A 25,300-nucleotide genomic window follows, 5' to 3' on the forward strand; every position below is an offset into this window, starting at 1 on the left:
TCCATTTTTTACACGATCCCCATTGGTACAGGGGAGAATAATTATTTTTAGGTGTGAAATTTAGGTGTGAAACGTGCCACAGTCGGGGGTATGAACTATCTAGTCCTGAAGTCCAAAATCTACTATGCCGCCCTGACCATACCGCCTGAAGTGCGGGACTCCATTGGTAGGGGGGTTAGGTTCTTTCAGTCTACCAAGTCCAAGAGTGAACCAGAAGCCCTCCATAGGGCCACCGTGCTGGTGGCTGGCTGGAAGGCTGAGATAGTCAAGGCCAGAGGTACAGCACCCAACCCTAAGGACACCTTCTGGGAGTCCCTGCGCCGTGACTACCTGTCCACCAATGACGAAGGGACACAGTTAGTCATTGAGGCGTTGGCAGAAAAGATGGCATCCAAGGTGGAAAACCCCAATGAAGCCAGCCACCTATTCAAGTTGGCAACTGATCAAGCGGGAGCCCTCCTAGCCCCCTTGGTGGAAGACTGGAAGGGATCACTGAGGCTCACCCAGAAGACCATAGACCAGCAGCACAGGGATGTAATCCGTATGGCAGATCACTTCTTCAGTGTTGAAGCTATCAAGCCAAAAATGGTGAAGGCATGGACTGATGAATTGATGAAAGCAGGGGCCACCTCTGCCACCTTGGAGAGGATCGGCAATGGTTGTCATTCCTTTTGGCGTTACCTCAAGAGGTCTGGCACCCTTGGAGTGGAAGCAGCAGACCCCTTTGATGGCTCCTTTACTCTTGCCAGAAGCACAGCCAAGAAGGTGACCATTGTCCGTAAGGCATTCACTGCTAAAGAACTGTGCACGGTCTATCAGAAGGCACTGTCCAAGGGTGACGAACCATTGGCACGGGTGATTGCCCTTGGAGCCTTCACAGGGGCACGGATCGAAGAGATTTGCTCCTTGAATGTGAAGCACTGCATTGATGGCGTTTTTAGGATTGTGGATTCCAAGACTGAAGCAGGGATAAGGCAAGTACCCATCCATCCTGCCCTTGTGGCCTTGGTAGACAAGATGATCGAAGGGGCAACAGATGGCTACCTTGTGCCCTCCAATGCTGCTGGACAGTACGGGGTAAGGTCTGACCCCTACTCCAAGAGGTTCGGCAGGATGAAGGAGGCAATGGGCTTCAGTGCTGGGCACGTATTCCATTCAATCCGCAAGACTGTTGCCACGCTGCTGGAGCAGGCCGAAGTGAAGGAAGGCATAGCCGCTGACATCCTGGGCCATGAGAAAAAGACCATGACCTTTGGCCTGTACTCTGATGGCTCCAGCATGGCTCAGAAGCTGGAAGCAATATCGAAGGTGAGTTATCCGGGAGCTTTGGGGACACCGGAGGGCAAGTGAAGATTTGATTTCAAGCGACTCGTTGCCAAAGAAGATACTGAAAGACGATCATCATCAAGCAACTAAATACAAGGACAACCCAGCACAGCGCCTCAGAATCCGATCTTCCAAGCCGACGAGCTATTGTGAAATAAACAGCGAAAAAGGTTATCAACGGCAGCCAGCCTAAATATGCCCATGAGAAGTAGAAAACGGCTAGCCCTGCGGCTAAAAAGTCAATAAACACAAACAGCAAGATGGCCCAACCTAAGAGCCCGGGCCTCCTACTGGCAGCAGTCATTGCCCCTGAATTGGAAAGTCTGCTACTAACTGGCCCACTGAGCGCAACGAAGGCAGCCAAGAGATGACCATAAATAACTGTTGCGGGCATATTTCATTTCAGATAGTTGTAATTTAATGTACGCGTAAAAGTACTTTTAAAAGTCAGCCATATTCGCTAGAAAAAATCCGAGCGGGGTACACGAGTAGTTCCACAGGGTTTTACCCCCTCGGGGGTCCCTCCGGCCCTACAGCGAACCATGCCACCCCCCCTACATGCGCTCAGAGAATCACACGACGACAGGCGGGATGTGAAGATGTCTGCCGGAATCCCTTGGTAGTGCCTAAGGTGATAGCCAGGAGCAGGCCCACATTAATACGGTAGGTCTGCCCCTCAAGCACCCCCCTGAAATAAACCTTCAGTCCTGCCTTGCCTGATGGGTATAATTCGGCCTAACGCTCGTTACTCCGTTTTATACCTCAAGGCCAACCATGAAGAAAATCGTCTGCTACCTTCGCGTTTCCACTGAACGTCAGGGTTCCTCCGGCCTTGGTCTTGAGGCACAGGCCAGCGCATGTACCGCTTATGCAGCAGCAGACAAGGCCACTGTACTGAAGACCTTCACCGAGGTGGAGACAGGCAAGCTGAACACCCGACCACAACTCATACAAGCCCTGCACCTTGCTAAGGTCACAGGCGCAACCCTTGTCATTGCCAAGCTGGACAGGCTGTCCCGTAACGCTGCCTTCTTGATGACCCTTCAGGATGCTGGTGTGAAGTTCGTGGCTGCTGATCTGCCACAAGCCAACAACCTGACCGTGGGCATCATGGCCTTGGTTGCACAGCAGGAAGCAGAAGCCATCAGCAAGCGCACCAAGGAAGCCCTGCAAGCAGCCAAGGCACGGGGCAAGGTGCTTGGTAACCCCAATGGGGCTGCTGCCCTCCTCAGAGCAGACAAGGGCAACACAGCAGCACTGACAGTCATCAAGGCCAAGGCAGACAACCATGCAGCCAACCTCCAGCCGGTGATTGACTCGCTGAAGGCTGAAGGAATCACCTCACTGGGGGGCATTGCCAAGGCCCTGAACGAGCGTGGAATGCTGACTCCCCGTGGTGGTATCTGGCACAAGACCAGCGTCAGTAATTTGATGAAGAGAATGGGCTGAAGGGGGCCAAAAGCAGCTAAGAATCCCCTGTTATGCCTAAAAAAGAGGCAATTAAATGATAGCAGGGTATTGAGACAGGGCGCGGCCTCCAGCAAGGTGACACCTTAGGAAGAAATACCAACCTTTTTCGGCTGATTCTGATTTCCCAAATGTGGCACGAAAAAGGTGGCACAACGTGTCCACTAAATCTGAATTACTGGCCTTAGGAGAACCTACCGACTCCCCCGACCTACACATTCCGCATTGTGAAATCATCAATGTGATCTGAATGTGATGGTCTGCGCTTTCCTTTTCTCCATGACGGTCTACACGGTGCTGTAGGCCTACCCCTTTTCTTTTCTCCATGAGACCCCCTATGAAACCTATCCCGAACAACACGGGCAAGGTCTTGACCCGGTACACCCGTGCCGCTGGATCAACGACCATGTCCCTAAACCTGAACCCCCAAGAGGCTGATGCCCTGAAGGCATTCATTGCCACCCTGCGCCTACGTGGTGACAAGATACCTTCCATGTCCCTGATCACCCGCCGTGCCGTGCTGGCCTATCTGGAACACCTCAAGTTTTCCCCTGAGACCCGAGCATCAGAGGTGGCAGTGCTGGAACGTATGGCAACCCGATTCTCTGACCGCGCCCACTAGCCATGACCACTACACCACCACCACCACCACCCGAACCACTAGAGAGAAATCTGAACATGCCATTTATGAAATTCAACTGGGCCACCCACGACACATGGTGTCACCACATGACCTTTGAAGAACGGGGACTCTTTGATGCTGTCCGTTCTGTACTCTGGACCGTAGTTGGCTGCAAGATGCCACTGGACACCATCAGGTTACGGCTCAATATCAAGGCAGGATCACGGACGGACAAGCTACTTTCCGGCCTGATAACCAAAGGTTCCTTGAGCTTTCTTGATGGAAAAGTCTTCGATTCTGTGCAAGTTAATGAATTTTCCCAGGCAGTTTCCAAAGCAAAAGTGAACACAGCCAATGGCTCCAAAGGTGGCAGACCCAAGCTATCTTCAGTGCCTCCCCAAAGGGAGAAACCAGAATCCATGGCCCCTCCTAATGATGACCTATCGGACTTCTGAAATAACCGAACGGTTATCCCGTGGCTAACGCATACGAGATGCAATATTTCTAAATAGCAAGATACGAGATTCATTAAAGGTTAGTCACCAACAGGAACGAACAAGCAAGTTCAATCTTGATGGTCTTGCTCCATGACTACCCAGTAAAGAACTAACCCTTTGTCTACCGCTTCGCGGACCACCAAGGGAACATCTTTAGAAGCTCCGCTGGAGCAAGTACCACTTGGTCAAACCAAGTAGTCAATTCTCAGCACCACCCCCTGAAGCATCTCGTTTGGTCTAACTGCTTCGCAGCGAGCTAAACGCACGCCTTCAGATACCCCCCTCCCAGACAGTCTCAGCATTGAAGTTAAACCCTTCAGCCCTGCCGTGTCTGTCTTCCCAAATAAACGATGAACATGAAAACAGTACCTACCCCCTTACCTGTCCAACTTCGCAGCTTTAACAGCCTAAACACGGGGTCAAACCTACCTGTCAGAGCCTTCACAGCCGCCGACCTTGAATCAGCCAGGCAAGCGAGAGCCGCGAAGCTTGCCAAGTGGTCCATGCTGGATTTAAAACAGAACTTCGCCGACGAAGTATTCATGCGAAACCATATATCGGCGGCTGGCCTACGCGCACCGCCACGGGCAGAACCGGCAACCACTAAGCGCCTCAGAACTACGCTTCACCTTGCAGGCGTTGATGCTGTTGCTTCCCGCGAAGCACTGGGGACCACCCTTTCTGGGTATCTCACGCTGAATCCCAACCTCCCGCTATGGGCTGCGCTTGCTTTAGTGCTGGAAGCGACGGGACGGTTCACAGATGCTGCCTTGTCTCTGAGTGACCCTGCATGACTGAATCAAACGTCTGCTTCTATGCCATGCCGGATTCACCCCACCTCACTTGGTCTGCCTGCGGGTACACGCTGCTAACCCTTACAGGACTATCTCCAGCCCTGACCACTGACCAGATTGAACGGCTGACCCTGAACGGAATTGGCTTGGTGACACGGCCAATGGGTGACAACACTTTGATGATCATTCCGGCATTCAAGCAAGAGGCTCAGAGGATGGTCATTCACTTGATCTCCACTGCCGCTAAAGAGACTACCAAAGCGTTCACAGGCATTTGGGCTACACCGGCACCACCTGATCTTTCTACAGGCTTAACACCCCCAAACAACCGCTACGAAAGGCACTCCCGATGACACCCAACGAGATCAAGCTTGGCAGTACCGAGCGCAGCGATGATCTAGGTACATATACCGCTTATCACCGGACTTGCACCTTCAGGGACTGTGGGGCCGAACTGACCAGCAGGAACCGCTCTGGGTCCAACCTGCTATGCAAACCCTGCGCCGCAGCCAAGGCACGGGGCATCTACACCGGCCAGCCGAGAAAGCCAAGGACTGCTCTGGAAAAGGCAGTACTCGCTAACCGGCGGGCTGAGCCAGATCGAACCAAGGCACACAGCCTGCTCAATGATTGCCTCGACCGCATCACCAGCACACACACCAAGCAGGCACTCCAGAGCTTCCTGCTGACGCTTGAGCTTCGGGCCTTGATGCGCCACCTTCCCAACGTACCCCAACCCCAATGAGCAGTAGCTGACTTTTCAGCCGCAGCTTCCCAAGCCAACCAACCCCCAAGAAATACTCCCATGAATATCACAAACCTCTCCCGCCTCAAGCTTGAACAGATCGCCAGTCATTGCGGTTCCACCGTGGCAGCAGTAACGGTAGGTCAGCTACTGGCTAACCCTGCTTATGACATCAACGGGGTAGCTTCTGCCCTTTCGACCACTCCAGTAAACCTTCTTCAGGCTCTGGCCCTACCCGAACCAGTGGTCTATGCACCGATGACCACGACCAACGTTTAAAGGAATCACTATGTCCGACAACTTCCAAAGCTACTCCACTTACGTGCCTCAAGGCAACGAAGAAACATTCTCCCGTGGTCCTCAGATACGTGAAGAGATGCCCATTCACCGCACCTCCAGCATTGCAGGCGTGATGACCGAGAGTTCTGAAAAGAACATTGACCGCAGCGACTCCGGCCATGACACCACCACCGGGGGCTGGCTTGCCAGCGCACGAAGCACGACAGGCCGAGCAGTCAGCCAAGCTGACATCACCCCCGACACCCTTATCAGCTTCGATGGAATGCAGGCAAAGGCTTCCTTCTGGGTCTCTGAAGGTCGCTTGAGCAAAGGGGCCGATGGTTCCTACACCGAAGGAGCAGGCCCGGTGGAAGCCCCGCAGGTTGTCCAAGGGGACATTGCACCAATCCCTGATGCTGTGATGGAAGGAGTGAACGCAGCCCTTGAACCTTTGCCGCAGTCCAGCCTTGACATGATCACAGCACATGGAATCAGTGTGGCACTGGGTCACCAGGATGATGCTTCCCTGACGCGGAGGTTTGCCCAGGTATCCGGCTTGGAACTGGCAGATAGCCATGAACGACTGACCGCTATCAAGGCTGTTTACCAGAAGCAAGCAGACCACGCCATTCAGTCACGCGCTGGCGTCAGTGCTGCTGATGCTCCTGAGTTCTGGCAGTGGTGCAGGACCAATCATCAGGGCCAATTGCAAGATGCCCTTGGCAAGCAACTTCATGCCGCCGATGTGTCGGGCTACACCGCCCTGGCTAATCGCTGGCTGTCCTCAACGGCTCCTTCACTCAACGCCTTGAAGGCTGGAGGGATTCCCGTGAGAACCAACGGGAGTGGCGTGAATGAATGCTACATCCGGGGTTCTTGGATGACGCCCAGTGCTGCTGCCCGGGCTGGCTTGGTGTGATGTAGCCAGCAATGAGAAAAGCCCCTTACGGGGCCTTCTTTCGCTATCTCTATGGTGTTACCGCAGGGATAGCCAAAGACGGGAGATGATGAAGTGACGACCAAAGCCCCAGGCTTGAGACTCCCCAGGGCCAGTCTTGATATATCCAAAGGTGAAGAAGGAATGAATAGGGCCGTAATAAAAAGTACCCCGTGCATCCTCGCTTGATGTGTTGAAGATCTCGAGATTGATTAGGCGGGCAGACGCATTGAAGATGGAAGACAGGAAGATGGAGAACTTGGTCATTGCTTGCTTGCTTTTGTTGAAGAAGTATTGATAGTTACTCAATCAAGAACAAAGAAACAGCTATTACAAAATATCCAATCAGGGCAAATTGTTATCGTTTGGAGAAGGTCTCCAAATGGCAATTAATAAAGTGAGGCTTTGAGCCATTTACAGGCAGTTGCTCTCCATCTGGAGAGTGTCAACAGGCCAAGTTTTACAGTGGGTGAATTGCAACAGCCTGCCTTCCTCAAGGGCCTACGAGTTGATCTCGATAGCCAACGGGACAAAGACGGTAGAGGCCATCCGTGAGGCAACCGCTTTTCGAACTAGTCAGAGCAGGGATGCGGGGTCTCCGCTACGTAGCGGAGAGGACAAACCCGTTACGAATCAACCACTTACGGAAAACAACCCCGGAAACCCCCCTGTGAAATCCAAGGGAGGCAGGCCGCCCACACCAAAAGCACCTACTGACATCCTTATCCAGCAAGTAACGAAAGCCTTGCTCCTTGAGCCCACTGGGAGGTGTGAAATTTAGGTGTGAAAGCAAAAAGCCAGAAAGCAAAAAGCCCTTGTAAATCAATGACTTACAAGGGCTTACATACTTGGCGGAGTGGACGGGACTCGAACCCGCGACCCCCGGCGTGACAGGCCGGTATTCTAACCAACTGAACTACCACTCCTGGTAGTGGTAACTTCGCTCTTTCGAGCCAAGCTGCCAGCCCTTGCGGACTGGCTGTTACCTACTTGCGCCTTGGACACCACAAGAGTGTGATGGATGCTGGCGACCCCACGGGGATTCGAACCCCGGTACCTACCGTGAAAGGGTAGTGTCCTAGGCCTCTAGACGATGGGGTCAAAACCTTGGAACTTGCCGAGGCGGGCTCTTGTTTTTACACCAGGCCTGCCGAAAAAAAACATTTTAGAAACTCTTCCCGACAATCGTTGGTGGAGGTAAACGGGATCGAACCGATGACCTCTTGCATGCCATGCAAGCGCTCTCCCAGCTGAGCTATACCCCCGTTACCAAAACTATTGCAAGTTTCCTTGCATTTATCGAGCCTTGAATTATAGCCCGAAAATCAGACGCTTTTAATGCATTGCAGTCGGCTGATGACGTTTTCCCTGTTCATCAATGCCAAAAACGCATCGAGTGACGGTGTTTGCTGGCGTCCGGCAACTAGCACGCGCACCGGCATGGCCAGTTGTGGCATCTTCAGACCAGTCTCGATCAGTACCTGTTTGATGACAGCGGAAATCGCCGTTTTGCTCCAGTCACAGGCCGCCAGCAATTCAGCCAGCCGGGTCACCGCCGGCACGACATCGGCCGGCACGTGCGTCTGAATGTCTTGCGCGCTGACCGGCTCTTCGCTGACCAGCAATGCCATCCACTCGGCCAACTCCACCAGAGTGCTGCAACGGTCTTTCAGCAAGGCGCAGGCCTGCGTGCGGCGCGCTGCATCGAGGCCCGCCAAGCCACGAGCGTCGAGGAATGGCAAGACCTCCCCGGCCAGTTGCTCGTCGGGCATGGCCTTCATGTGCTGGGCATTGACCCAGCGCAACTTGGCTTCATCAAACTGGGCCGCACTCTTACCGAGGTGGTCCAGATTGAACCATTGCAAAAATTGTTGGCGGCTGAAAATTTCATCGTCGCCATGACTCCAGCCCAGTCGAGCCAGGTAGTTCACCATCGCATCCGGCAAGTAGCCTTCGGCTGCGTACTGTGTGACCGCCTTGGCGCCATGGCGCTTGCTCATTTTTTCGCCCTGCTCGTTCAGCACGGTCGGCAGGTGCGCGTACACCGGCACATCGCGGTCTAGCGCATGAAAAATATGGATCTGGCGAGGCGTGTTGTTGATGTGATCATCGCCACGAATCACATGTGTGATCGCCATGTCAATGTCATCGACCACCACACAAAAATTGTAGGTCGGTGTGCCGTCGGGCCGGGCGATCACCAGGTCGTCGAGTTCATCATTGCTGATCTCGATACGGCCCTTGACCTTGTCGTCCCACACCACCGAGCCGCCTTGCGGCGTCTTGAAGCGCAGCACCGGCTGCACGCCCGCCGGTGCTGGTGGCAGCGCCTTGCCGGGCTCGGGTCGCCAGGTGCCGTCGTAGCGCGGCTTTTCCTTGGCGGCCATTTGGGCTTCACGCAGCAAATCAAGCTCGGTCATGCTCATATAGCAGGGGTAGACATGGCCGGCCGCCTGCAACTCGGCCAGAACAGTCTTGTAGCGGTCCATGCGCTGCATCTGGTAGAACGGGCCTTCGTCGTAGCCCAGGCCGAGCCAGCGCATGCTTTCGATGATCACGTCCACGGCCGCCTGGCTGGAACGCTCCAGATCAGTGTCTTCAATGCGCAAGATGAAATCGCCTCCCGTGGCGCGCGCAAACGCCCACGGATACAGCGCCGAGCGGATATTGCCGAGGTGAATAAAGCCGGTAGGCGAAGGTGCAAATCGGGTTCTGGTTTTTTGTGTCATGTCAGGCTGTCCAGACCCCGAGCGAGGTCGGCTTTCAAATCATCAATATGTTCCAGGCCCACGGCCAGGCGAATCAGGCCCTGGCCGATGCCGGCGGCCTGCCGCTGGGCTTCGCTCAGGCGCCCATGCGAGGTGGTCGAGGGATGGGTAATCGTGGTTTTGGTGTCGCCAAGGTTGGCCGTGATGCTGCAGACGCAGGTGCTGTCGATCACATGAAAAGCGTTCTTGCGGGCACCGTCGGCGTCAGCCGCTTTGAGGTCAAAAGACACGACCGCGCCACCGCAGCCCTGCCCGTTGAGGGTTTGCTGCTGCATGGCCAGCGCATGCTGGGGGTGTGATGTGAGGCCGGGGTAGTAGACGCGGGCCACAGCAGGCTGAGCTTCCAGCCAGCTTGCCAGCGCGAGCGCGTTGGCGCTTTGCGCCTGCATGCGTATGGACAGCGTCTCCAGCCCCTTAAGCACCACCCAGGCATTGAACGGCGACAGCGACATGCCGGCGCTGCGCATGATGGGCAACAGTTTTTCGTCGATGAGTTTTTTCGGCCCACAAATCGCGCCGGCAATCACGCGGCCCTGGCCGTCGAGGTATTTGGTGCCCGAGTGAATGATCAGATCGGCGCCCAGTTTGACGGGCTGCGAAAGGGCCGGCGAGCAAAAGCAGTTGTCGACTGCCAGCAGGGCACCGGCCGCATGGGCAATCCTGGCCAGCGCGCCGATGTCGCAGACCTCGGTCAGCGGGTTGGTCGGGGTTTCGGCAAACAGCAGCTTGGTCGTGGGCCTGACAGCGGCTTGCCACTGGGCCACATCGGTTTGCGAGACAAAGGTGCTCTCAACGCCAAACTTGGCAAACTCGCTGCCGATCAGCTTGATGGTGGAGCCAAACACCGACTGCGAGCAAATCACATGGTCGCCGCTTTTGAGCAGGCCCAGGCACATCAGCAAAATTGCCGCCATGCCGCTGGACGTGCCGATGCACGCTTCGGTGCCTTCCATCGCGGCCAGGCGCAGCTCCATGCTGGTCACCGTGGGGTTGGTGAACCGCGAATAGATGTAGCCCTCTTCCTCGTTGGCAAAGCGCCGTGCCGCCGTGGCGGCATCGGGCTGTACAAAACTGCTGGTCAAATAGAGCGCTTCAGAGTTTTCACCGTACTGGCTTTTCTCCACGGCCGTGCGCACGGCCAGGGTGTCCGGGTGCAAGTTATCGGGTAGCTTTCTGGTGCTCATCTCAGACCTCTTGCGGATTGGGTAACGCCAGGCGCGACACATCAACATCGCTTTCCTCGCCGATCTTTTCCGCGGTATCGGCGCGCCGCGAATTCATCGCGGCAATGGTTTCGGCCGTCACGTCACCGGTGATGTAAACGCCGTCAAAACACGAAGCGTCAAAGCCATCGAGCGCGGGATTCAACGAGCCAATGGCGCGCTTCATGCCTTCGACGTCCTGGTAGATCAGCGCATCACAGCCAATCTCCTGGCGGATTTCTTCAATGCTACGGCCATGCGCCACCAGCTCGTCAGGCGTCGGCATGTCGATGCCATACACATTCGGATAGCGCACCGGAGGCGCGGCGCTTGCCAGGTAAACCTTGCGAGCGCCGGCGTCGCGCGCCATCTGCACGATCTCACGGCTGGTGGTGCCGCGCACGATGGAATCATCGACCAGCAGCACATTGCGGCCTTTGAACTCGCTGGCAATCACGTTGAGTTTTTGACGCACCGATTTCTTGCGCACGCCCTGCCCCGGCATGATGAAGGTGCGTCCCACGTAGCGGTTCTTCACAAAGCCTTCGCGGTAAGGAATGCCTAGCAGGTGCGCCAGCTGGGTGGCGCTCGGGCGGCTCGATTCGGGAATCGGGATGATTACGTCGATTTCGTTGGGCGGTACCGTGGAGACCACGCGCTTGGCCAGCGTTTCCCCAAGATTGAGGCGCGCCTGGTAGACCGAAATTCCGTCGAGCACCGAGTCGGGTCGCGCCAGATAGACAAACTCGAAAATGCACGGCATCAGCTTGGCATTGATGGCGCATTGCTCAGCGTGCACCGTACCCTCCAGGTCCACAAACACCGCTTCGCCCGGCGCGATGTCGCGCTCGAACTGATGCGCCGTGCCTTCCAGCGCAACCGACTCGCTGGCCACCATCACCGTGCCGCCGTCTTCGTTTTTGGCGCGGCCCATGCAGAGCGGGCGAATACCAAAGGGATCACGAAAAGCCAGCAAGCCGTGGCCGGCGATGAGCGCGACCACGGCGTACGAGCCCTTGATGCGCTTGTGCACACCGCGCACGGCTGCAAACACATCGGCCGGCTTCAGCTTAAGGCCTCGCGTGGTTTTTTCCAGCTCGTGTGCCAGCACGTTGAGCAGCACTTCAGAGTCGCTGTCGGTGTTGATGTGGCGGTGGTCGGTGTTGAAAAGCTCGGCCTTCAACGCGGCCGCGTTGGTCAAATTGCCATTGTGCGAAAGCACCAGGCCAAATGGCGCGTTGACATAAAACGGCTGCGCCTCGTCTTCGCTGAAGGCATTGCCCGCCGTCGGGTAACGCACCTGGCCCAGGCCGACATTGCCCGGCAAGGCGCGCATGTTGCGGGTGCGAAAGACGTCGCGCACCATGCCCTTGGCCTTGTGCATGTAGAACTTGTGCCCTTGCTGCGTGACGATGCCGGCAGCATCCTGGCCGCGGTGCTGCAGCAGCAGCAGGCCGTCATAAATCAGCTGATTGACCGGGGCTTTGCTGACAACGCCGACTATGCCGCACATGGTGTTTCGATCATGGTGTGTTGACTCTTAAACGTAATTTCAAACGATATTCAAAGGCGATTCAAAAGCGATTCAAAGGATCTTCGAACAGTTAATTCAGATACTTGGCAAACTGCTCCGGCAGCACCGGCTTCAAGCCTCTCAGCGTGGCCTCCAGCAAGGGTGCGCCCCTGGACTCCTGCCACCAGCTGCTCGAGCGCAGCGCCGTCATGTTCATCACCACCGTAGCCGCCAGCAACAGGATCAGGCCGCGCAACACGCCAAAGGCCGCGCCCAGCGTGCGGTCTACCGGGCGCAAACCCATGGCTTCGACCAGCTTCTTGAGCAAAAAGGCCAGCAAGCCTGCCGCAAACAGCGCCGCGATAAAGACCAGCACAAAGGCCGCCGCATAACGCACCGGCTCGGCGGCCGCCTGCAGCGGCAGCAGCGTCGCAACCTGCGGCGCAAACCACTGTGCCGCATAAAACGAAACAGCCCATCCCAGCACCGACAACACCTCGTACACCAGCCCGCGCCAGGCGCCCAGAACCAGGGAGGCGACCAGCACCGCCAGGAAAATCCAGTCAAGCGCCGCCAAAATCTGCAAACTGCTTACAGGCTAAGTATGGCGGCCGGCAAATCAAGCGTTTTGATTTTGCTGGCGGCTTTTTCTGCATCGGCCTTGTTGGCAAACGGACCGACGCGAACCCGGATGCGTTTGCCGTCCTTGGTCTGCGCCACCTGCGTGTAGGTTTTCAGGCCCGCTTTTTCCAGCTTGAGGCGCGCTTCGCGGGCCTTGGCCTCATCAGAAAATGCCCCGACTTGCACCACCACGCGGCCGCTGGCTGCGTCGTCAGCGCTCTTGCTGGCTGCCGGGCGGGTTTCACCTTCCAGCAACGCCGTAGCGCGCGCACTTTCCACGTCAGCGGCAGGAGCCTTGGGCGCCGGTTTCGCTTCAACCTTGGCGAATGGTTTGGGTTCAGGCTTGGCTTCAGCTTTGGCCGCTACCTTCGGTTCCGGCTTAGATTCCGCTTTCAGGTCCGGCTTAGACTCCGGTTTTGCTTCCTTTTTAATAGCGGGTGGCGCAGACTCCACAATGGCTGGGGCTGGTTTAAAGGGCAAAATCTCTTCCTTGAGCGCAAGGCTGGCCGCGTCGGCCACCTTTTCTGTCACTTTTTCAACCGGCGCCGTCGCAGGCGTCGGCGCCGGTGCTGTGGCGGGAGCCGGTGCCGGCTGGACCAGCGGCTTGACGGCGTTTTTACCCGGAATTTCAATCGGGATATCGACGGCGACAGGGCGCGGTTGCGTGTCAAACAGCAGCGGAAAACCGACCACGCCAATCAGCACCAGCACGGCCGACCCGATCAGCCGGTGCTTGGCGCGTTTGCGCATGACCTCGACGCTTTCAGCTTGAGCAGCTGACGCGGCAGGAGGAGCAGACGATGAGCCGCCCCGACGGAAAGTGAAAAACGGCATGGTGTGGCTTGAATCCGTTAAAGGTTAACAAAAGGGTTAACGTGGGCAATCGGCCGTCTCAAGGGAGCAAAGGGGCCACGGACTCAAGAGCTTCGTCTGAAGGCTGATTTTGCGGCCCCGCTTGAGGTCAGGCAGCTAGGTGCGGAGCCAGAAGACGCGGCACGCCGTCCTTCAAAATGCCGCCCACCGTGTAGAACGAGCCGAACACAGCAATTCTATCAGCGGGGTCTGCCGCCTTGACGGCGGCCTGCAGAGCCTCCCCGGGGCTTTTGTAAGCGCTGGCCCCGGCGTCAGGACGAAGCTTCAGCGCCTGCCATCTGGCGCGCAAATCCTCTGCGCTGGCCGCGCGCGGCGTCGGCAGATCAGTGAAATACCACTGGTCAATCAGCGGGGCGATGCGCGCCAGCATGGGCGCCAGGTCTTTGTCGGCCATGGCGCCGAACACCGCGTGGGTGCAGGGGTAGTAACCCATGGCGTCGAGGTTTGCGGTCAGCGCCGCCACCGAATGCGGGTTGTGCGCCACATCGAGCACCAGCGTTGGCTGGCCGGGAATGATCTGGAAGCGCCCGGGCAGTTCGACCATGGACAAGCCGACGCGCACGGCCTGCGCCGTTACCGGCAGGCGATCCCGCAAGGCCGTCAGCGCGGCCAGCACGCCGGCGGCGTTGACCAACTGGTTGGCGCCGCGCAGGGCCGGGTAAGCCAGCCCCGCATACCTCCTGCCGCGGCCGGCCCAGCCCCACTGCTGCTTGTCGCCCGAAAAATTAAAGTCATGACCCAGGCGCCACAAGTCGGCATCCACTTCGGCGGCATGGTCCAAAATGCTTTGCGGCGGCACCGGGTCGCTCACCACCACCGGCTTGCCGGCGCGCATGATGCCGGCTTTTTCCCGGCCTATGCTTTCCCGGTTGTTGCCCAGCAACTCCATGTGGTCCAGGTCTATGCTAGTGATGACGGCGCAATCGGCGTCCAGGATGTTGACCGCATCGAGCCGGCCGCCCAGGCCGACTTCCAGGATCACCACGTCGAGCGGTGCATCGGCCAGCAACTGCAAAATGGCCAGCGTCGTGAATTCAAAGTAACTCAGCGATATTTCATCGCCATTTTGGACTCTGGCCCTTTCAACACGGGCGAAACAAGCTATTAAATCAGTAGCATTGACGATGTCGCCGCGGACCCGGCAGCGCTCTTCGAAATGCACCAGATGCGGCGAGGTGTAGACCCCTGTGCGGTAACCGGCCTGCAGCAAAACAGCTTCGAGCATGGCGCAGGTCGAGCCTTTGCCGTTGGTGCCGGCCACCGTGATGACGGGGCAGGCAAACGCCAGGCCCATGCGCTGCGCCACCGCCCGCACGCGCTCCAATCCCATGTCTATGGTTTTGGGGTGCAAGCGCTCGCAATGTGCCAGCCAGTCGTCCAGGGTTGTGAGTTGTTCCATACAGTCTGGCATTGTCGCGCAAGCTGGGTATCCCTAAGCTCACCCCCGTTGATGCTCACTGCGTGTAGTGTCCTCCACCCTTGCAGGGGGCGGTGCCTGCGGCCGACTGGCTGAGCACACCCCCGTTGACGCTCACTTCGTGTAGCGTCCTCCCCCCTTGCAGGGGGCGGTGCCTGCGGCCGGCAGAGCCGGACCAGCGGCCCCCGCTTATTAAGAGGCTAGTTCCTACCGCCCGTTGGTGTCCGCCTCAAGCGGCGAAGCGGTCGGTGGCGGCAATTAGCTGCGTCAGAATGCCGGGCTCGTTAAAGGCGTGGCCGGCATCGTCCACCAGATGAAAGTCGGCGCCGGGCCAGGCGCGGTGCAGGTCCCAGGCGGTTTTGGCCGGGCAAGCCATGTCGTAGCGGCCCTGCACGATGACGCCGGGAATAGCGGCGAGCTTGCCGGCATCGCGGATCAGCTGCCCCTCTTCGAGCCAGCCGGCGTGCACGAAATAGTGGTTTTCGATGCGCGCAAACGCCAGCGCAAAATCATCGTCGCCGTGCTTGGCGCTGGCCGCCGGGTCGGGCAGCAGCGTGATGGTCTGGCCTTCCCACAGGCTCCAGGCGCGCGCGGCGGCTAACTGCGCGGCCCGGTCTGCGCCGACCAGGCGCTTGCGGTAGGCCGCTATCAGGTCGCCGCTTTCGGCGGGCGGAATCGGCGCCAAGAAGTCTTCCCACAAATCAGGAAACAGCCAGGACGCCCCTTCCTGGTAGTACCAGAGCAGTTCGGCGCGGCGCAACGTGAAGATGCCGCGCACGATGAGCGCCGACACCCGCGCCGCATGCCTTTGCGCATAGGCCAGCGCCAGCGTGCTGCCCCAGGAGCCGCCAAACACCAGCCAGCGCTCGACACCCAGCAGGACGCGCAGCCGCTCGATGTCGGCGACAAGGTCCCAAGTGGTGTTGTTTTCCAGCGAAGCATGGGGGCGCGAACGGCCGCAGCCGCGCTGGTCAAACAGCAGCACGCAGTAGCGCGCCGGGTCAAACAGCCGCCGGTGATCGGGCGAGCAGCCTGAGCCCGGCCCGCCATGCAGGAAAACCGCAGGCCGGCCCTGCGGGTTGCCGCACAACTCCCAGTAAACCAAATGGCCATCGCCGGTGTCGAGGACGCCGGTGCGAAACGGCGCGATGGGCGGGTACAAATTCCCGGCAGAGGTGGCAACAGAGGCGGCCGAAGCAGTCATGCGAACTCCAACAAAAAAGAGGTCGCCACATCAGGTGGCGGCGGCCAGCGCCAAAGCGCCGGTTCTGCACTGGATTATTCTCCGGTTGCCTCGCCCGCTCTGGCCGGGCTGTTCCGAGAACCATCGATGCTCCTAATTTAATAGCTGCTTGCGCCCGTCTGTATTGGGCTAGAGGCCTATTTTATGAATATTCATGGCAAAATCCGGGCATGATCACTGTTTACGGCATCCCCAACTGCGACAGCGTCAAAAAGGCCCGCGCCTGGCTGAGCCAAAACGGGCAACCGTACGCGTTTCATGACTTCAAGAAATTGGGCGTTCCCGCCGACAAGCTGGCGCTGTGGGCGCAGGCCGCCGGCTGGGAAAAGCTGCTCAATCGTCAGGGCACGACCTGGCGCAAGCTGGACGCCACCGCGCAAGCCGCTGTGACTGACAGCGCCAGCGCACAAGCGCTGATGCGGGCTCAGCCCAGCGTCATCAAGCGCCCGGTGGTCGATTGGGGAACAGAAGTCACGGTCGGCTTTGATGCGGCTGCCTGGGCATGTCGGTTTTAGGGCTTTGAGGCTTTCAATGCGGGATTGAAAAATCCGGACGGACGTTGCGTTTTTGCCTCCTGACTTGGTTGTGGCCGCCGGCTTTACCTTCGATTTACTGAACTCGCGAAGCCAAAATGACTCAGATTTATTAAAATCGGCGTAGCCCGCTCAAGTTTTTTTCCAGTCTGAGTAATCAGCAGTGCGGGCAGCACGGGACGCCGCACCCGCCAACACGGCGCAGCTTCAGCGATGTGCTGAGAAGAGGTTTGAATCATGAAAAAAGCACTTGGCATTTCCACCCTCGCCGCCGCAGCCGGTCTGGCCGTTGCGCCCGCGTCGGCCCAAGACATTTTGGCGCGGGTCATTTCCAGCACACCGGTGGTGCAGCAGGTCGCCGTGCCGCGCCAGGTTTGCAACAACGAAGCCGTCATCACGCAAGCCCCCAAATCGGGTGCGGGCGCGCTGATGGGCGCTTTGGCCGGCGGTGCAGCCGGTAACGCCATCGGCAATGGCGGCGGCCGGGCGGCAGCCACCGTGATCGGCCTGGTCGGCGGCGCGATGATCGGTGACCGCATCGAGGGCCCCAACAACCAGTTGCAGAACGTGCAGCGCTGCAGCACGCAGACTTACTACGAAAACCGCCCCAGCCACTACAACGTGGTTTATGAATACCAGAGCACGCAGTACAACGTACAAATGGCCAACGACCCGGGCTCGTATGTGCGGCTGCAGGTGACGCCGGTAGGCGCCATGCAGCCTTCACCTCAGCCCTATCAGCCTTCGCAACCGCAAACCTACATGCAGCCGGCGCCGGTGCAGCAACAGCAAATTTATGAACAGCCAATGATGAGTGCGCCCGTGGGATACCCGACTTATTACGCCGCACCAGCGCAACCGGTTTACGTCCAGCCGTATTACGCGCGGCCGGCCTACTACGCGCCCTATTACCCGCCCATCGGGCTGTCGCTGAACTTCGGCTACAGCCGTGGTTTTGGCGGTGGACATGGCCGCTGGCGTTAAGCTTCACTGAGGCGAAAAAAAAAGGGCGTTGCGAACGCCCTTTTTTGTGCCTGACCGGGCCTTGGTCGGCGCCCGCACCGAAGCTCGCCGAGGGCTATGGGGGCGTCTGAATCAACGCCCCTTTGAACAGCACCGGCCCGCTGGGCCCGCTGCCCGGAGGCACGCCGCCCTTGGGTTCTAGGCTGATGGCCAGCGTGGGCAATTGCCGCAAGGCGCTGGCGGCTGCGGTCAGTCTGACCACCGGATCAGCGCTGAGCACACCCAGCGATTGCGGCGCCGCCCCGGGCGGCAAGGCCCACAGTTCCAGCGACTTGTCAGCCTGCTCGCGAAAAGCGCCTACCCGCTTGAGCGAGAGCCGGCCGTTTTTGGGGTCGAAGGTGACCAGCATCGAAGCCTCGGCCTTGTCGTCAGCCAGTACCGCGACGTATTGCACCTCGGGCGTGGCAGCCAGTTTGGCCGTCAACTCTTGCAGCTGCCCGCTCAAACGCGTGTTCAGGTTCAGGCCCGCCACCACCGCAACCGCCGCGGCCAGGGCCGCTGCACCGGTCGCGCCGCGCCACAGGCCCAGGCTGGCCCACCAGCCGCCCGCCGTGCTAGCGGTGGCATGTGCCGCCAGCATGGCTTGCGCCTGTTTTTCGGCCTTGACGAGGTTTTCAATGCGCTGCCACACCACCGGGCTGGGCGCCGCCTGCGGCTGCAGCTCAGCGACAGACGCCAGCCGGCCTTGCCAGATCAGCGCCGCGGCACGCAGCGTGGCGTTGTCGCGCGCCAGCGTTTCAAAGCGGCGCCGCGCACCGCCGCGCAGGGTACCCAGCGCATAACTTGCCGCCAGTTGTTCCATCAAGACGGGATTGTTTTGGATGTTCATGACGCGATCTCTGGGGCCGCGAACGAAGTGCCGGGCCGCCCCAAGCGAAGTTCAGCCCCCTCGGGGGGCACGGTATTACACGAAGTGAAAAGCATGGGGGTTAGACCCCGCGCCGTCCCGCTCCCGCATTCGCAAGCAGGGGCCGCGGAACCGGCTTTGCCGGGCCGCAGGCGCAGCGCCCCCTTGGGGGGCAGCGTATTACACGAAGTGAAAAGCGTGGGGGCCATATCTACGCAAACCTCGCCATACACCCACGCAGCTGTTCCAGCCCGCGACGAATCCAGGTTTTCACAGTACCCAAGGGCAGCTTGAGCTGCCCGGCCAGCTCGCTGTGGCTCAAATCGCGCAGATAGGCCAGACTCACCACCTCACGCTGTTTGTTCTCAAGCTGGTTCAGGCATTGGTGCAAGGCCCAGGCCTGCTCGCTGGCCTGCGTCGTGTCCATCGGGTTGGCGGCGTCGCCCGCCACGGTGTCAGAGATCATGTCGTCAAGTTCCTGCATCCGGTCGATACGCTCGGACGCGCGGCGGCGTAAAAAATCAAGGCCTCGGCTGCGCACCACCAGACCCATCCAGGCCATCGGCGGCGACAGCGTGGCCTTGTAGTCACACGCAATGCGCCAGATGTTCAGATAAGCTTCCTGCAGCACGTCTTCAGCCCATTCGCGCTTGCTGACCACGCGCACCGCGACGCCATAGAGCTTGGACGAGGTCAGGTCATACAACTCGCGCAGGGCCGACTCATCGGCCAGGGCCACCCGGCCAAGCAGCGCAATCAATTGACTATCCGGGTTTTCTGGCTTCATGATTTGCATTGTCTGGCATTAGCAGATACGCCGTAAGCGGCCCGATGGATTCAGCGCGGCCTTGGCGGGCCGCGCGGGTGACCTAAAATAATCGGCTGGCGCGCCCAAGCGCTGGTCGCGACCCTTTTTTTCTGTTTACAAAACCATTCCATGACTACCGAATCCATTGCCAACATCAGCGTCATCACCAAAGCCAATGTCTACTTTGACGGCAAATGCGTGAGTCACGGCATCACCCTGGCCGACGGCACGAAAAAATCAGTCGGCGTGATCCTGCCCGCCACCCTGACCTTCACAACCGGTGCGCCCGAAATCATGGAATGCGTGGCCGGCAGCTGCGAGTACAAACTGCTTGGCAGCGACGCCTGGCTCCAATCCTCGACCGGTGAGCAGTTCAGCGTACCGGGCAACTCGAGCTTCGACATTCGTGTGGCGGATGTCGCGGGCTACCACTACATCTGTCACTTCGCCTAATTTCAAGCCCATTACAAGACCACGCAGGAACCTATCGATGGCCACCATTCTTCAGCACCTTCCCGTCGGCCAGAAAGTCGGCATCGCCTTTTCTGGCGGTCTTGACACCAGCGCCGCACTGCACTGGATGAAGCTCAAGGGCGCCGTGCCCTATGCCTACACCGCCAACCTGGGCCAGCCCGACGAACCCGATTACGACGAGATTCCGCGCAAGGCGATGCAGTACGGCGCCGAAAAAGCGCGCCTGATTGATTGCCGCAGCCAGCTGGCCGCCGAGGGGCTGGCTGCGCTGCAGGCCGGCGCCTTTCACATCACGACGGCCGGCGTCACCTACTTCAACACCACACCGCTGGGGCGCGCCGTCACCGGCACCATGCTGGTGGCGTCGATGAAGGAAGATGATGTCAACATCTGGGGCGACGGCAGCACCTTCAAGGGCAACGACATCGAGCGCTTTTACCGCTACGGCCTGCTGACCAATCCTTCACTGAAAATCTACAAGCCGTGGCTGGACCAGCTGTTCATCGACGAACTGGGCGGCCGCGCGGAAATGTCGGCCTTCATGACCGAAGCCGGCTTTGGTTACAAGATGTCGGCCGAAAAAGCCTATTCAACCGATTCCAACATGCTGGGCGCCACCCATGAGGCCAAAGACCTGGAGCATCTGAGCAGCGGCATGAAGATCGTCAACCCCATCATGGGCGTGGCTTTCTGGAAGGACGAAGTCGAAGTCAAGCGCGAAGAAGTCACGGTGCGTTTTGAAGAGGGCCGGCCGGTCGCCCTCAACGGCGTGGCGTACACCGACCTGGTCGAGCTGATCCTCGAAGCCAACCGCATAGGCGGTCGCCACGGTCTGGGCATGAGCGACCAGATCGAAAACCGCATCATCGAAGCCAAAAGCCGCGGCATCTACGAGGCGCCGGGCCTGGCACTGCTGTTCATTGCCTACGAGCGTCTGGTCACCGGCATCCACAACGAAGACACCATCGAGCAGTACCGCGACAACGGCCGCAAGCTGGGCCGCCTGCTGTACCAGGGCCGCTGGTTCGATTCGCAGGCCATCATGCTGCGCGAGACCGCGCAGCGCTGGGTCGCCAGCGCCATCACTGGCGAAGTCACCGTTGAACTTCGTCGCGGCAACGACTACTCCCTCCTCAACACCGAATCTAGCAACCTGACCTACCACCCCGAGCGCCTGACCATGGAAAAAGGCGAGTCGATGTTCACGCCGCTGGACCGCATCGGCCAGCTCACCATGCGCAATCTGGACATTGTGGACACGCGGGCCAAGCTGGGGATTTATGCCAAAAGCGGCCTGCTGTCGCTGGGCACGGGCGGGGATTTGCTCAAGTTATCGGGCGACAAAGGTGAATGACAGATTTGGTCTTTAGCCCCTTGAAATCGGACGTTATAAGCTACTAAATTTATAGCAAACATTCAAGAATCCAAATTCTTTTTCTCCCACTGTGGTGGGGGAAGGCTGGGAATTCTAGTAGCCGAAACTGCTGCGGTGTTTCGCGGGCATTTTATTTAGCTGAAATGTCTTGATGCATAAAAATCCTTTTCTGAAAAGGACTTGACTGCGTTTTTGACAATTACGTTATGCCTTGCAACTCAACCGTTTGGCGGCCCGCACCCATGAACAAGATTATTCTCGCCGGGCTAACTTACTTCGCAATCGTGCTGGGTTCTGGCTTTGTGCTCGGCGTGTTCAGAGTCCTTTTTCTCGTACCACGCATAGGCGAACGCTGGGCAGAACTTGCGGAGATGCCCATCATGGCCGCTGTGATCTTCCTCGCAGCTGGCTACATCCTGCGGCGCTTTCCAGGGATACGTTCTACTGGTGGTTCCTTAGCTGCAGGGTTTCTTGCGCTTGCCTTGACAGTCTGCGCGGAGCTGGGCCTTGCGGTTGTCCTCCAAAGTCAAACGCTCGCCGAATTCCTCAATAGCCGAGACAAGGTTTCAGGCTCCGTCTACCTTGTCTTGCTCCTGGTTCTCGCCGTCATGCCACGCCTTCGTCTTCAGAGCCATGCGTAAGCCGTGGCCAAAGGCAGCAAGACCTAACACCTCGTGTGTGGACTCCTCCTCAACGGCAAGTGGCTGACCTTAAGAAGCAATCCAGATAAAAAATCTTGAAGCATTTGAACCAGACATTCTGTCCGCCTACAAAAAGGCGAACTTAAGTCCACCCCGCACCCAAAGGGCGCTTAAGTGGGCGCGGAAGAAGCGACGTGAATCCTGACAGGCTGTCGGTCAGCAGCGGCCCATTTTTTAGCAGAATAGGCCTGTAGCCCAATTAATACGGGCGCAAGCAGCTATAAAAATAGTAGCAAAAGCAGCAGTACCACCGGTCGCCAACCCTAAATCACAAGGCGTGGGCGCAACGCTTGGGCGGCGCTTTGCAACGGATGCGACAACCCGGAACCCAGCCCGGCCCGGGGCTGGCGTCAATTCAACCCAGGTGGGTATGGCGCTCTTGCCTGGGTTCGGTTTCCATCGCAGCCAGGCCGTGCAGAATTCCGCAGGCATCGACCGCCTGCGCGGTCTGGCATTTCGTGCGCAGCGCGTCCAATTGCAGTTTGAGCTGCGCCAGTTCGCGTATGCGCTCATCGACATGCGCGATGTGCTGATCAAACACGTCGTTGATGGCGCCGCAGTCTTCTGCGGGCTTATCGGCAAGGGCCAGCAGCGCGTGTATTTCGTCGTGGCTCAGATCTAGCGCACGGCAGTTGCGTATAAAGCGCAGCCGCTCGACATGCTCTGCACCATAAATACGAAAGTTTCCCGACGTGCGGGGCGGCGCGCTGAGCAGGCCCTCTTTTTCGTAGTACCGCACCGTCTCCACGGTGCATTGCGCTACCTGCGCCAATTCTCCGATTTTCATGAAGGTATCTCTAAAAACAGGTTGACTCTATAGTAGCTTCAGCTTGTTTAATCAGGAAAAGCAATTTGGAAAGCCCCTGATGACCGCTCAAAAAACGCATGATCATGACGCACACGATGTGCCTGACCACGGCAAACCTTCCGCGCGTAGCCACGGCGGCGCGGACTGCTGCGGCGCTGCGGCACCAATGCCGGCACCCATGCCGGCGTCGATCTCCACGGCGATTCCCGGCAAAGCGGTCGCAAGCAGCCGCGACGTGCAAACGCCAATCCGCATCATGCAGATGGACTGCCCGACTGAAGAAGGGCTGTTGCGCAGCAAGCTGGGCGGCATGGCCGGTGTGGTTAGCATGGAATTCAACCTGATGCAGCGCATGTTGACCGTGACACACGACCCGAAAATCATCGCGCCGATTCTGGCCGCCGTGCGCTCGCTCGGTTTCACGCCAGAGCTTGCCAGCGACGCTCAAGCGCAGGCCGAGCCCGCATCCGAGCCCGCGAAGCCTTGGTGGCCGCTAGCGCTGGCGGGCGTTGCCGCCGTTGGGTCAGAGGCCGCCAACTGGGCGGGTTTGCCCGCCTGGGTGGCCGCTTTGCTGGCAGCCGTGGCGGTTCTGTCTTGCGGCCTGACCACTTACAAAAAGGGCTGGATAGCCATCCGCAACGGCAACCTCAACATCAATGCGCTGATGAGCATTGCCGTGACCGGCGCATTTGTCCTCGGTCAATGGGCGGAAGGCGCCATGGTGATGGTGCTCTTCACCGTGGCCGAGCTGATTGAGGCCAAGTCACTTGACCGGGCGCGCAATGCCATCAAAGGCCTGATCCAGCTGGCACCGGAACGCGCCACGGTGTTGCAGAGCGACGGCACATGGAGCGATGTCGCTGCCAAGTCAGTGCAGCTCGATGCGCATGTGCGTGTCAAACCCGGTGAGCGCATTGCGCTGGACGGAAAAATCGTCAGCGGCCGCTCCAGCATCAACCAGGCACCCATCACCGGCGAAAGCCTGCCGGTCGAAAAAACCGAGGGCGACCCGGTGTTCGCCGGAACGATCAACGAGTCCGGCTCTTTTGAATACGCCGTGACCGCGGTAGCAGGCGACAGCACCCTCGCACGCATCATTCATGCGGTTGAAGCGGCGCAAGGCGCGCGGGCGCCTACCCAGCGATTCGTCGATCAATTCGCGCGGATCTACACCCCCGTGATCTTTGTCATCGCGCTGGCGATCGCCATTTTTCCGCCACTGCTAATGGGGGGGGACTGGTTTGAATGGGTCTACAAGGCGCTGGTGTTGCTGGTCATTGCCTGCCCGTGCGCGCTAGTCATCTCGACGCCCGTGACCATCGTCAGCGGCCTGGCCGCGGCCGCGCGCCAGGGCATTCTGATCAAGGGCGGCGTCTATTTGGAAGCAGGCCGCAAACTGGCCTGGCTGGCCCTCGACAAGACCGGCACCCTCACCCACGGCAAGCCCGTGCAGACGAACTTCGTTTTGCTCAAGGGCAGCAGCGAGGCCGAGGTTAGAAGCCTGGCGGCGAGTCTGGCCAGCCGCTCGGACCACCCGGTGTCACGCGCCCTGGCCGACGCGGCCAAACGCGACGCGGTGGCGCTGCGCGACGTCGAGGGCTTTGAAGCACTGCCCGGACGCGGCACCAAAGGCATCATTGATGGCAAGCCCTACTACGTAGGCAATCACCGCCTGATTCACGAGCTGGGCAAGTGTTCGGACGAGCTTGAGGCACGTTTGTCAACGCTGGAGCAACAAGGCAAGACGGTCATTCTTCTGGCTGACGAGCAAGACGTGCTGGGCCTGTTTGCCGTGGCCGACACCGTCAAGGACAGCAGCCGCCAGGCGATTGCCGAACTCCATGCCCTGGGTATCAAGACCGTCATGCTGACCGGCGACAACGCCCACACGGCCAAGGCGATTGCCCAACAGGTCGGCATTGACGAAGCGCGCGGCGATCTGCTGCCCGAGGACAAACTCAAAGCGATTGAAAGCAAGATGGGCAAGGCCGGTTCAGTCGGCATGGTCGGCGACGGCATCAACGATGCACCCGCGCTGGCACGCGCTGACATCGGTTTTGCGATGGGTGCAGCCGGCACCGGAACAGCGATTGAAACCGCCGATGTGGCCCTGATGGACGACGACCTGCGCAAGCTGCCGCGCTTTGTGCGCCTGTCTCGCCACACCCACGCGCTGCTGGTGCAAAACATCGCGCTGGCGCTGGGCATCAAGGCCGTCTTCCTGGTTCTGACGCTGATCGGTACCGGCACCATGTGGATGGCGGTCTTTGCCGATGTGGGGGCTAGCTTGCTGGTGATTGCCAATGGCTTGCGGTTGCTGCGCAAGTAGTGGGCATTCGTTGGCCAGAAGGCTTTTCCAACCATCGGGGTGGCTAGACATTCAAACTTAAATGGAGTGCAGGTAATGCGCATTTTTGATAGCTGTTC

24 protein-coding genes and 3 tRNA genes are annotated in these 25,300 nt (G+C 58.8%); 13 read left to right on the plus strand and 14 right to left on the minus strand.

The annotated features are described in order from the left end of the window. Positions 1 to 90: 90 nt before the first annotated feature. The 7 genes from HHJ18_RS08825 to HHJ18_RS08855 all read left to right on the plus strand — a co-directional run bounded on the left by HHJ18_RS08825 (position 91) and on the right by HHJ18_RS08855 (position 6,649). A complete protein-coding gene (locus tag HHJ18_RS08825; protein WP_296914099.1) occupies positions 91 to 1,350 on the plus strand; it encodes a tyrosine-type recombinase/integrase in 1,260 nt (419 codons plus the stop codon). Between the two features lie 750 nt (positions 1,351 to 2,100). Next, positions 2,101 to 2,775: a recombinase family protein gene (locus HHJ18_RS08830; protein ID WP_296914103.1), complete on the plus strand. Its 675-nt coding sequence runs from the start codon at positions 2,101 to 2,103 to the stop codon at positions 2,773 to 2,775. Between the two features lie 355 nt (positions 2,776 to 3,130). After that, a complete protein-coding gene (locus HHJ18_RS08835) occupies positions 3,131 to 3,415 on the plus strand; it encodes a hypothetical protein (protein ID WP_296914105.1) in 285 nt (94 codons plus the stop codon). A gap of 65 nt (positions 3,416 to 3,480) precedes the next feature. Next, positions 3,481 to 3,870, plus strand: a complete 390-nt coding sequence (locus HHJ18_RS08840; RefSeq protein WP_296914108.1) for a hypothetical protein — start codon at positions 3,481 to 3,483, stop codon at positions 3,868 to 3,870. Between the two features lie 1,185 nt (positions 3,871 to 5,055). Next, positions 5,056 to 5,451 (plus strand): hypothetical protein, encoded by a 396-nt coding sequence (locus HHJ18_RS08845; RefSeq protein ID WP_296914111.1) that lies wholly within the window; start codon positions 5,056 to 5,058, stop codon positions 5,449 to 5,451. A 60-nt stretch (positions 5,452 to 5,511) separates the two neighbouring features. After that, a complete protein-coding gene (locus HHJ18_RS08850; protein ID WP_296914114.1) occupies positions 5,512 to 5,730 on the plus strand; it encodes a hypothetical protein in 219 nt (72 codons plus the stop codon). A 10-nt stretch (positions 5,731 to 5,740) separates the two neighbouring features. Beyond that, positions 5,741 to 6,649 (plus strand): hypothetical protein, encoded by a 909-nt coding sequence (locus tag HHJ18_RS08855; RefSeq protein ID WP_296914117.1) that lies wholly within the window; start codon positions 5,741 to 5,743, stop codon positions 6,647 to 6,649. Positions 6,650 to 6,706: 57 nt separating this feature from the next. Here HHJ18_RS08855 and HHJ18_RS08860 read toward each other — a convergent pair whose 3' ends face one another. From HHJ18_RS08860 to pip, 11 genes are all read right to left on the minus strand, one after another. Continuing rightward, positions 6,707 to 6,934: a hypothetical protein gene (locus HHJ18_RS08860; protein WP_296914118.1), complete on the minus strand. Its 228-nt coding sequence runs from the start codon at positions 6,932 to 6,934 to the stop codon at positions 6,707 to 6,709. A gap of 582 nt (positions 6,935 to 7,516) precedes the next feature. Continuing rightward, positions 7,517 to 7,593 (minus strand) — tRNA-Asp (locus HHJ18_RS08865). 99 nt (positions 7,594 to 7,692) lie between these two features. After that, positions 7,693 to 7,768: transfer RNA gene (locus HHJ18_RS08870), tRNA-Glu, on the minus strand. Positions 7,769 to 7,856: 88 nt separating this feature from the next. Beyond that, positions 7,857 to 7,932, minus strand: a tRNA-Ala gene (locus HHJ18_RS08875). 60 nt (positions 7,933 to 7,992) lie between these two features. Then, the gene (gene gltX, locus HHJ18_RS08880; RefSeq protein WP_296914122.1) at positions 7,993 to 9,396 is read right to left on the minus strand and encodes a glutamate--tRNA ligase; all 1,404 of its coding nucleotides are present in this window, start codon (positions 9,394 to 9,396) and stop codon (positions 7,993 to 7,995) included. Continuing rightward, positions 9,393 to 10,619 (minus strand): O-succinylhomoserine sulfhydrylase, encoded by a 1,227-nt coding sequence (locus HHJ18_RS08885; protein WP_296914125.1) that lies wholly within the window; start codon positions 10,617 to 10,619, stop codon positions 9,393 to 9,395. The genes gltX and HHJ18_RS08885 overlap by 4 nt, the downstream gene beginning before the upstream one ends. 1 nt (position 10,620) lies before the next feature. Beyond that, the gene (gene purF / locus HHJ18_RS08890) at positions 10,621 to 12,150 is read right to left on the minus strand and encodes an amidophosphoribosyltransferase (protein WP_296914128.1); all 1,530 of its coding nucleotides are present in this window, start codon (positions 12,148 to 12,150) and stop codon (positions 10,621 to 10,623) included. Between the two features lie 91 nt (positions 12,151 to 12,241). Beyond that, positions 12,242 to 12,727: a CvpA family protein gene (locus tag HHJ18_RS08895; protein ID WP_296915154.1), complete on the minus strand. Its 486-nt coding sequence runs from the start codon at positions 12,725 to 12,727 to the stop codon at positions 12,242 to 12,244. A 14-nt stretch (positions 12,728 to 12,741) separates the two neighbouring features. Beyond that, on the minus strand, positions 12,742 to 13,605 hold the full coding sequence (locus HHJ18_RS08900; protein ID WP_296914130.1) for an SPOR domain-containing protein: 864 nt from the start codon (positions 13,603 to 13,605) through the stop codon (positions 12,742 to 12,744). A 127-nt stretch (positions 13,606 to 13,732) separates the two neighbouring features. Further along, a complete protein-coding gene (folC, locus tag HHJ18_RS08905; RefSeq protein ID WP_296914133.1) occupies positions 13,733 to 15,043 on the minus strand; it encodes a bifunctional tetrahydrofolate synthase/dihydrofolate synthase in 1,311 nt (436 codons plus the stop codon). A gap of 247 nt (positions 15,044 to 15,290) precedes the next feature. Further along, positions 15,291 to 16,223 carry a prolyl aminopeptidase gene (gene pip, locus HHJ18_RS08910; protein WP_296915156.1) on the minus strand — a complete coding sequence of 311 codons (933 nt, stop codon included), beginning with the start codon at positions 16,221 to 16,223 and terminating at the stop codon, positions 15,291 to 15,293. A 251-nt stretch (positions 16,224 to 16,474) separates the two neighbouring features. Between pip and HHJ18_RS08915 the strand changes: the two genes are divergently transcribed. After that, entirely contained in the window at positions 16,475 to 16,819 is a 345-nt protein-coding gene (locus tag HHJ18_RS08915; protein ID WP_296914136.1) for an arsenate reductase, read from the plus strand. A 255-nt stretch (positions 16,820 to 17,074) separates the two neighbouring features. Continuing rightward, positions 17,075 to 17,821 (plus strand): glycine zipper 2TM domain-containing protein, encoded by a 747-nt coding sequence (locus tag HHJ18_RS08920; protein ID WP_296914138.1) that lies wholly within the window; start codon positions 17,075 to 17,077, stop codon positions 17,819 to 17,821. Between the two features lie 94 nt (positions 17,822 to 17,915). On the opposite strand, the gene HHJ18_RS08925 is transcribed toward HHJ18_RS08920, so the two are convergent. Continuing rightward, the gene (locus HHJ18_RS08925; RefSeq protein ID WP_296914141.1) at positions 17,916 to 18,689 is read right to left on the minus strand and encodes an anti-sigma factor; all 774 of its coding nucleotides are present in this window, start codon (positions 18,687 to 18,689) and stop codon (positions 17,916 to 17,918) included. Between the two features lie 229 nt (positions 18,690 to 18,918). Then, positions 18,919 to 19,494, minus strand: a complete 576-nt coding sequence (locus HHJ18_RS08930) for a sigma-70 family RNA polymerase sigma factor (protein ID WP_296914144.1) — start codon at positions 19,492 to 19,494, stop codon at positions 18,919 to 18,921. 150 nt (positions 19,495 to 19,644) lie between these two features. Between HHJ18_RS08930 and HHJ18_RS08935 the strand changes: the two genes are divergently transcribed. The 3 genes from HHJ18_RS08935 (at position 19,645) to HHJ18_RS08945 (ending at position 22,005) form a co-directional block, all read left to right on the plus strand. Then, positions 19,645 to 19,968: a pyrimidine/purine nucleoside phosphorylase gene (locus tag HHJ18_RS08935; protein WP_296914147.1), complete on the plus strand. Its 324-nt coding sequence runs from the start codon at positions 19,645 to 19,647 to the stop codon at positions 19,966 to 19,968. A 37-nt stretch (positions 19,969 to 20,005) separates the two neighbouring features. Continuing rightward, positions 20,006 to 21,343, plus strand: a complete 1,338-nt coding sequence (argG, locus tag HHJ18_RS08940) for an argininosuccinate synthase (protein WP_296914151.1) — start codon at positions 20,006 to 20,008, stop codon at positions 21,341 to 21,343. Between the two features lie 263 nt (positions 21,344 to 21,606). After that, complete coding sequence (locus tag HHJ18_RS08945; RefSeq protein ID WP_296914153.1) at positions 21,607 to 22,005, plus strand: hypothetical protein; 399 nt, start codon at positions 21,607 to 21,609, stop codon at positions 22,003 to 22,005. A gap of 415 nt (positions 22,006 to 22,420) precedes the next feature. Here the strand turns inward: HHJ18_RS08945 and cadR are convergent, their stop codons facing one another. Then, a complete protein-coding gene (gene cadR, locus HHJ18_RS08950) occupies positions 22,421 to 22,852 on the minus strand; it encodes a Cd(II)/Pb(II)-responsive transcriptional regulator (protein WP_296914155.1) in 432 nt (143 codons plus the stop codon). A 79-nt stretch (positions 22,853 to 22,931) separates the two neighbouring features. Between cadR and HHJ18_RS08955 the strand changes: the two genes are divergently transcribed. Beyond that, entirely contained in the window at positions 22,932 to 25,202 is a 2,271-nt protein-coding gene (locus HHJ18_RS08955) for a heavy metal translocating P-type ATPase (protein ID WP_296914156.1), read from the plus strand. Positions 25,203 to 25,300: the final 98 nt, after the last annotated feature.

Origin of the sequence: Polaromonas sp. (genome assembly GCF_012927455.1) — a bacterium.
GTDB lineage: Bacteria > Pseudomonadota > Gammaproteobacteria > Burkholderiales > Burkholderiaceae_C > Polaromonas.

Bases quoted from the DNA above. Each gene is read 5' to 3' on its own strand.
- HHJ18_RS08885 (WP_296914125.1), bottom strand. From the start codon at position 10,619: ATGAGCACCAGAAAGCTACCCGATAACTTGCACCCGGACACCCTGGCC.
- HHJ18_RS08915 (WP_296914136.1), top strand. From the start codon at position 16,475: ATGATCACTGTTTACGGCATCCCCAACTGCGACAGCGTCAAAAAGGCC.
- HHJ18_RS08850 (WP_296914114.1), top strand. From the start codon at position 5,512: ATGAATATCACAAACCTCTCCCGCCTCAAGCTTGAACAGATCGCCAGT.
- HHJ18_RS08845 (WP_296914111.1), top strand. From the start codon at position 5,056: ATGACACCCAACGAGATCAAGCTTGGCAGTACCGAGCGCAGCGATGAT.
- argG (WP_296914151.1), top strand. From the start codon at position 20,006: ATGGCCACCATTCTTCAGCACCTTCCCGTCGGCCAGAAAGTCGGCATC.
- HHJ18_RS08860 (WP_296914118.1), bottom strand. From the start codon at position 6,934: ATGACCAAGTTCTCCATCTTCCTGTCTTCCATCTTCAATGCGTCTGCC.
- HHJ18_RS08945 (WP_296914153.1), top strand. From the start codon at position 21,607: ATGAACAAGATTATTCTCGCCGGGCTAACTTACTTCGCAATCGTGCTG.
- purF (WP_296914128.1), bottom strand. From the start codon at position 12,150: ATGTGCGGCATAGTCGGCGTTGTCAGCAAAGCCCCGGTCAATCAGCTG.
- HHJ18_RS08825 (WP_296914099.1), top strand. From the start codon at position 91: ATGAACTATCTAGTCCTGAAGTCCAAAATCTACTATGCCGCCCTGACC.
- gltX (WP_296914122.1), bottom strand. From the start codon at position 9,396: ATGACACAAAAAACCAGAACCCGATTTGCACCTTCGCCTACCGGCTTT.
- HHJ18_RS08835 (WP_296914105.1), top strand. From the start codon at position 3,131: ATGAAACCTATCCCGAACAACACGGGCAAGGTCTTGACCCGGTACACC.
- HHJ18_RS08935 (WP_296914147.1), top strand. From the start codon at position 19,645: ATGACTACCGAATCCATTGCCAACATCAGCGTCATCACCAAAGCCAAT.
- HHJ18_RS08920 (WP_296914138.1), top strand. From the start codon at position 17,075: ATGAAAAAAGCACTTGGCATTTCCACCCTCGCCGCCGCAGCCGGTCTG.
- HHJ18_RS08840 (WP_296914108.1), top strand. From the start codon at position 3,481: ATGAAATTCAACTGGGCCACCCACGACACATGGTGTCACCACATGACC.
- HHJ18_RS08930 (WP_296914144.1), bottom strand. From the start codon at position 19,494: ATGAAGCCAGAAAACCCGGATAGTCAATTGATTGCGCTGCTTGGCCGG.
- HHJ18_RS08830 (WP_296914103.1), top strand. From the start codon at position 2,101: ATGAAGAAAATCGTCTGCTACCTTCGCGTTTCCACTGAACGTCAGGGT.
- folC (WP_296914133.1), bottom strand. From the start codon at position 15,043: ATGGAACAACTCACAACCCTGGACGACTGGCTGGCACATTGCGAGCGC.
- cadR (WP_296914155.1), bottom strand. From the start codon at position 22,852: ATGAAAATCGGAGAATTGGCGCAGGTAGCGCAATGCACCGTGGAGACG.
- HHJ18_RS08900 (WP_296914130.1), bottom strand. From the start codon at position 13,605: ATGCCGTTTTTCACTTTCCGTCGGGGCGGCTCATCGTCTGCTCCTCCT.
- HHJ18_RS08955 (WP_296914156.1), top strand. From the start codon at position 22,932: ATGACCGCTCAAAAAACGCATGATCATGACGCACACGATGTGCCTGAC.
- HHJ18_RS08855 (WP_296914117.1), top strand. From the start codon at position 5,741: ATGTCCGACAACTTCCAAAGCTACTCCACTTACGTGCCTCAAGGCAAC.
- HHJ18_RS08925 (WP_296914141.1), bottom strand. From the start codon at position 18,689: ATGAACATCCAAAACAATCCCGTCTTGATGGAACAACTGGCGGCAAGT.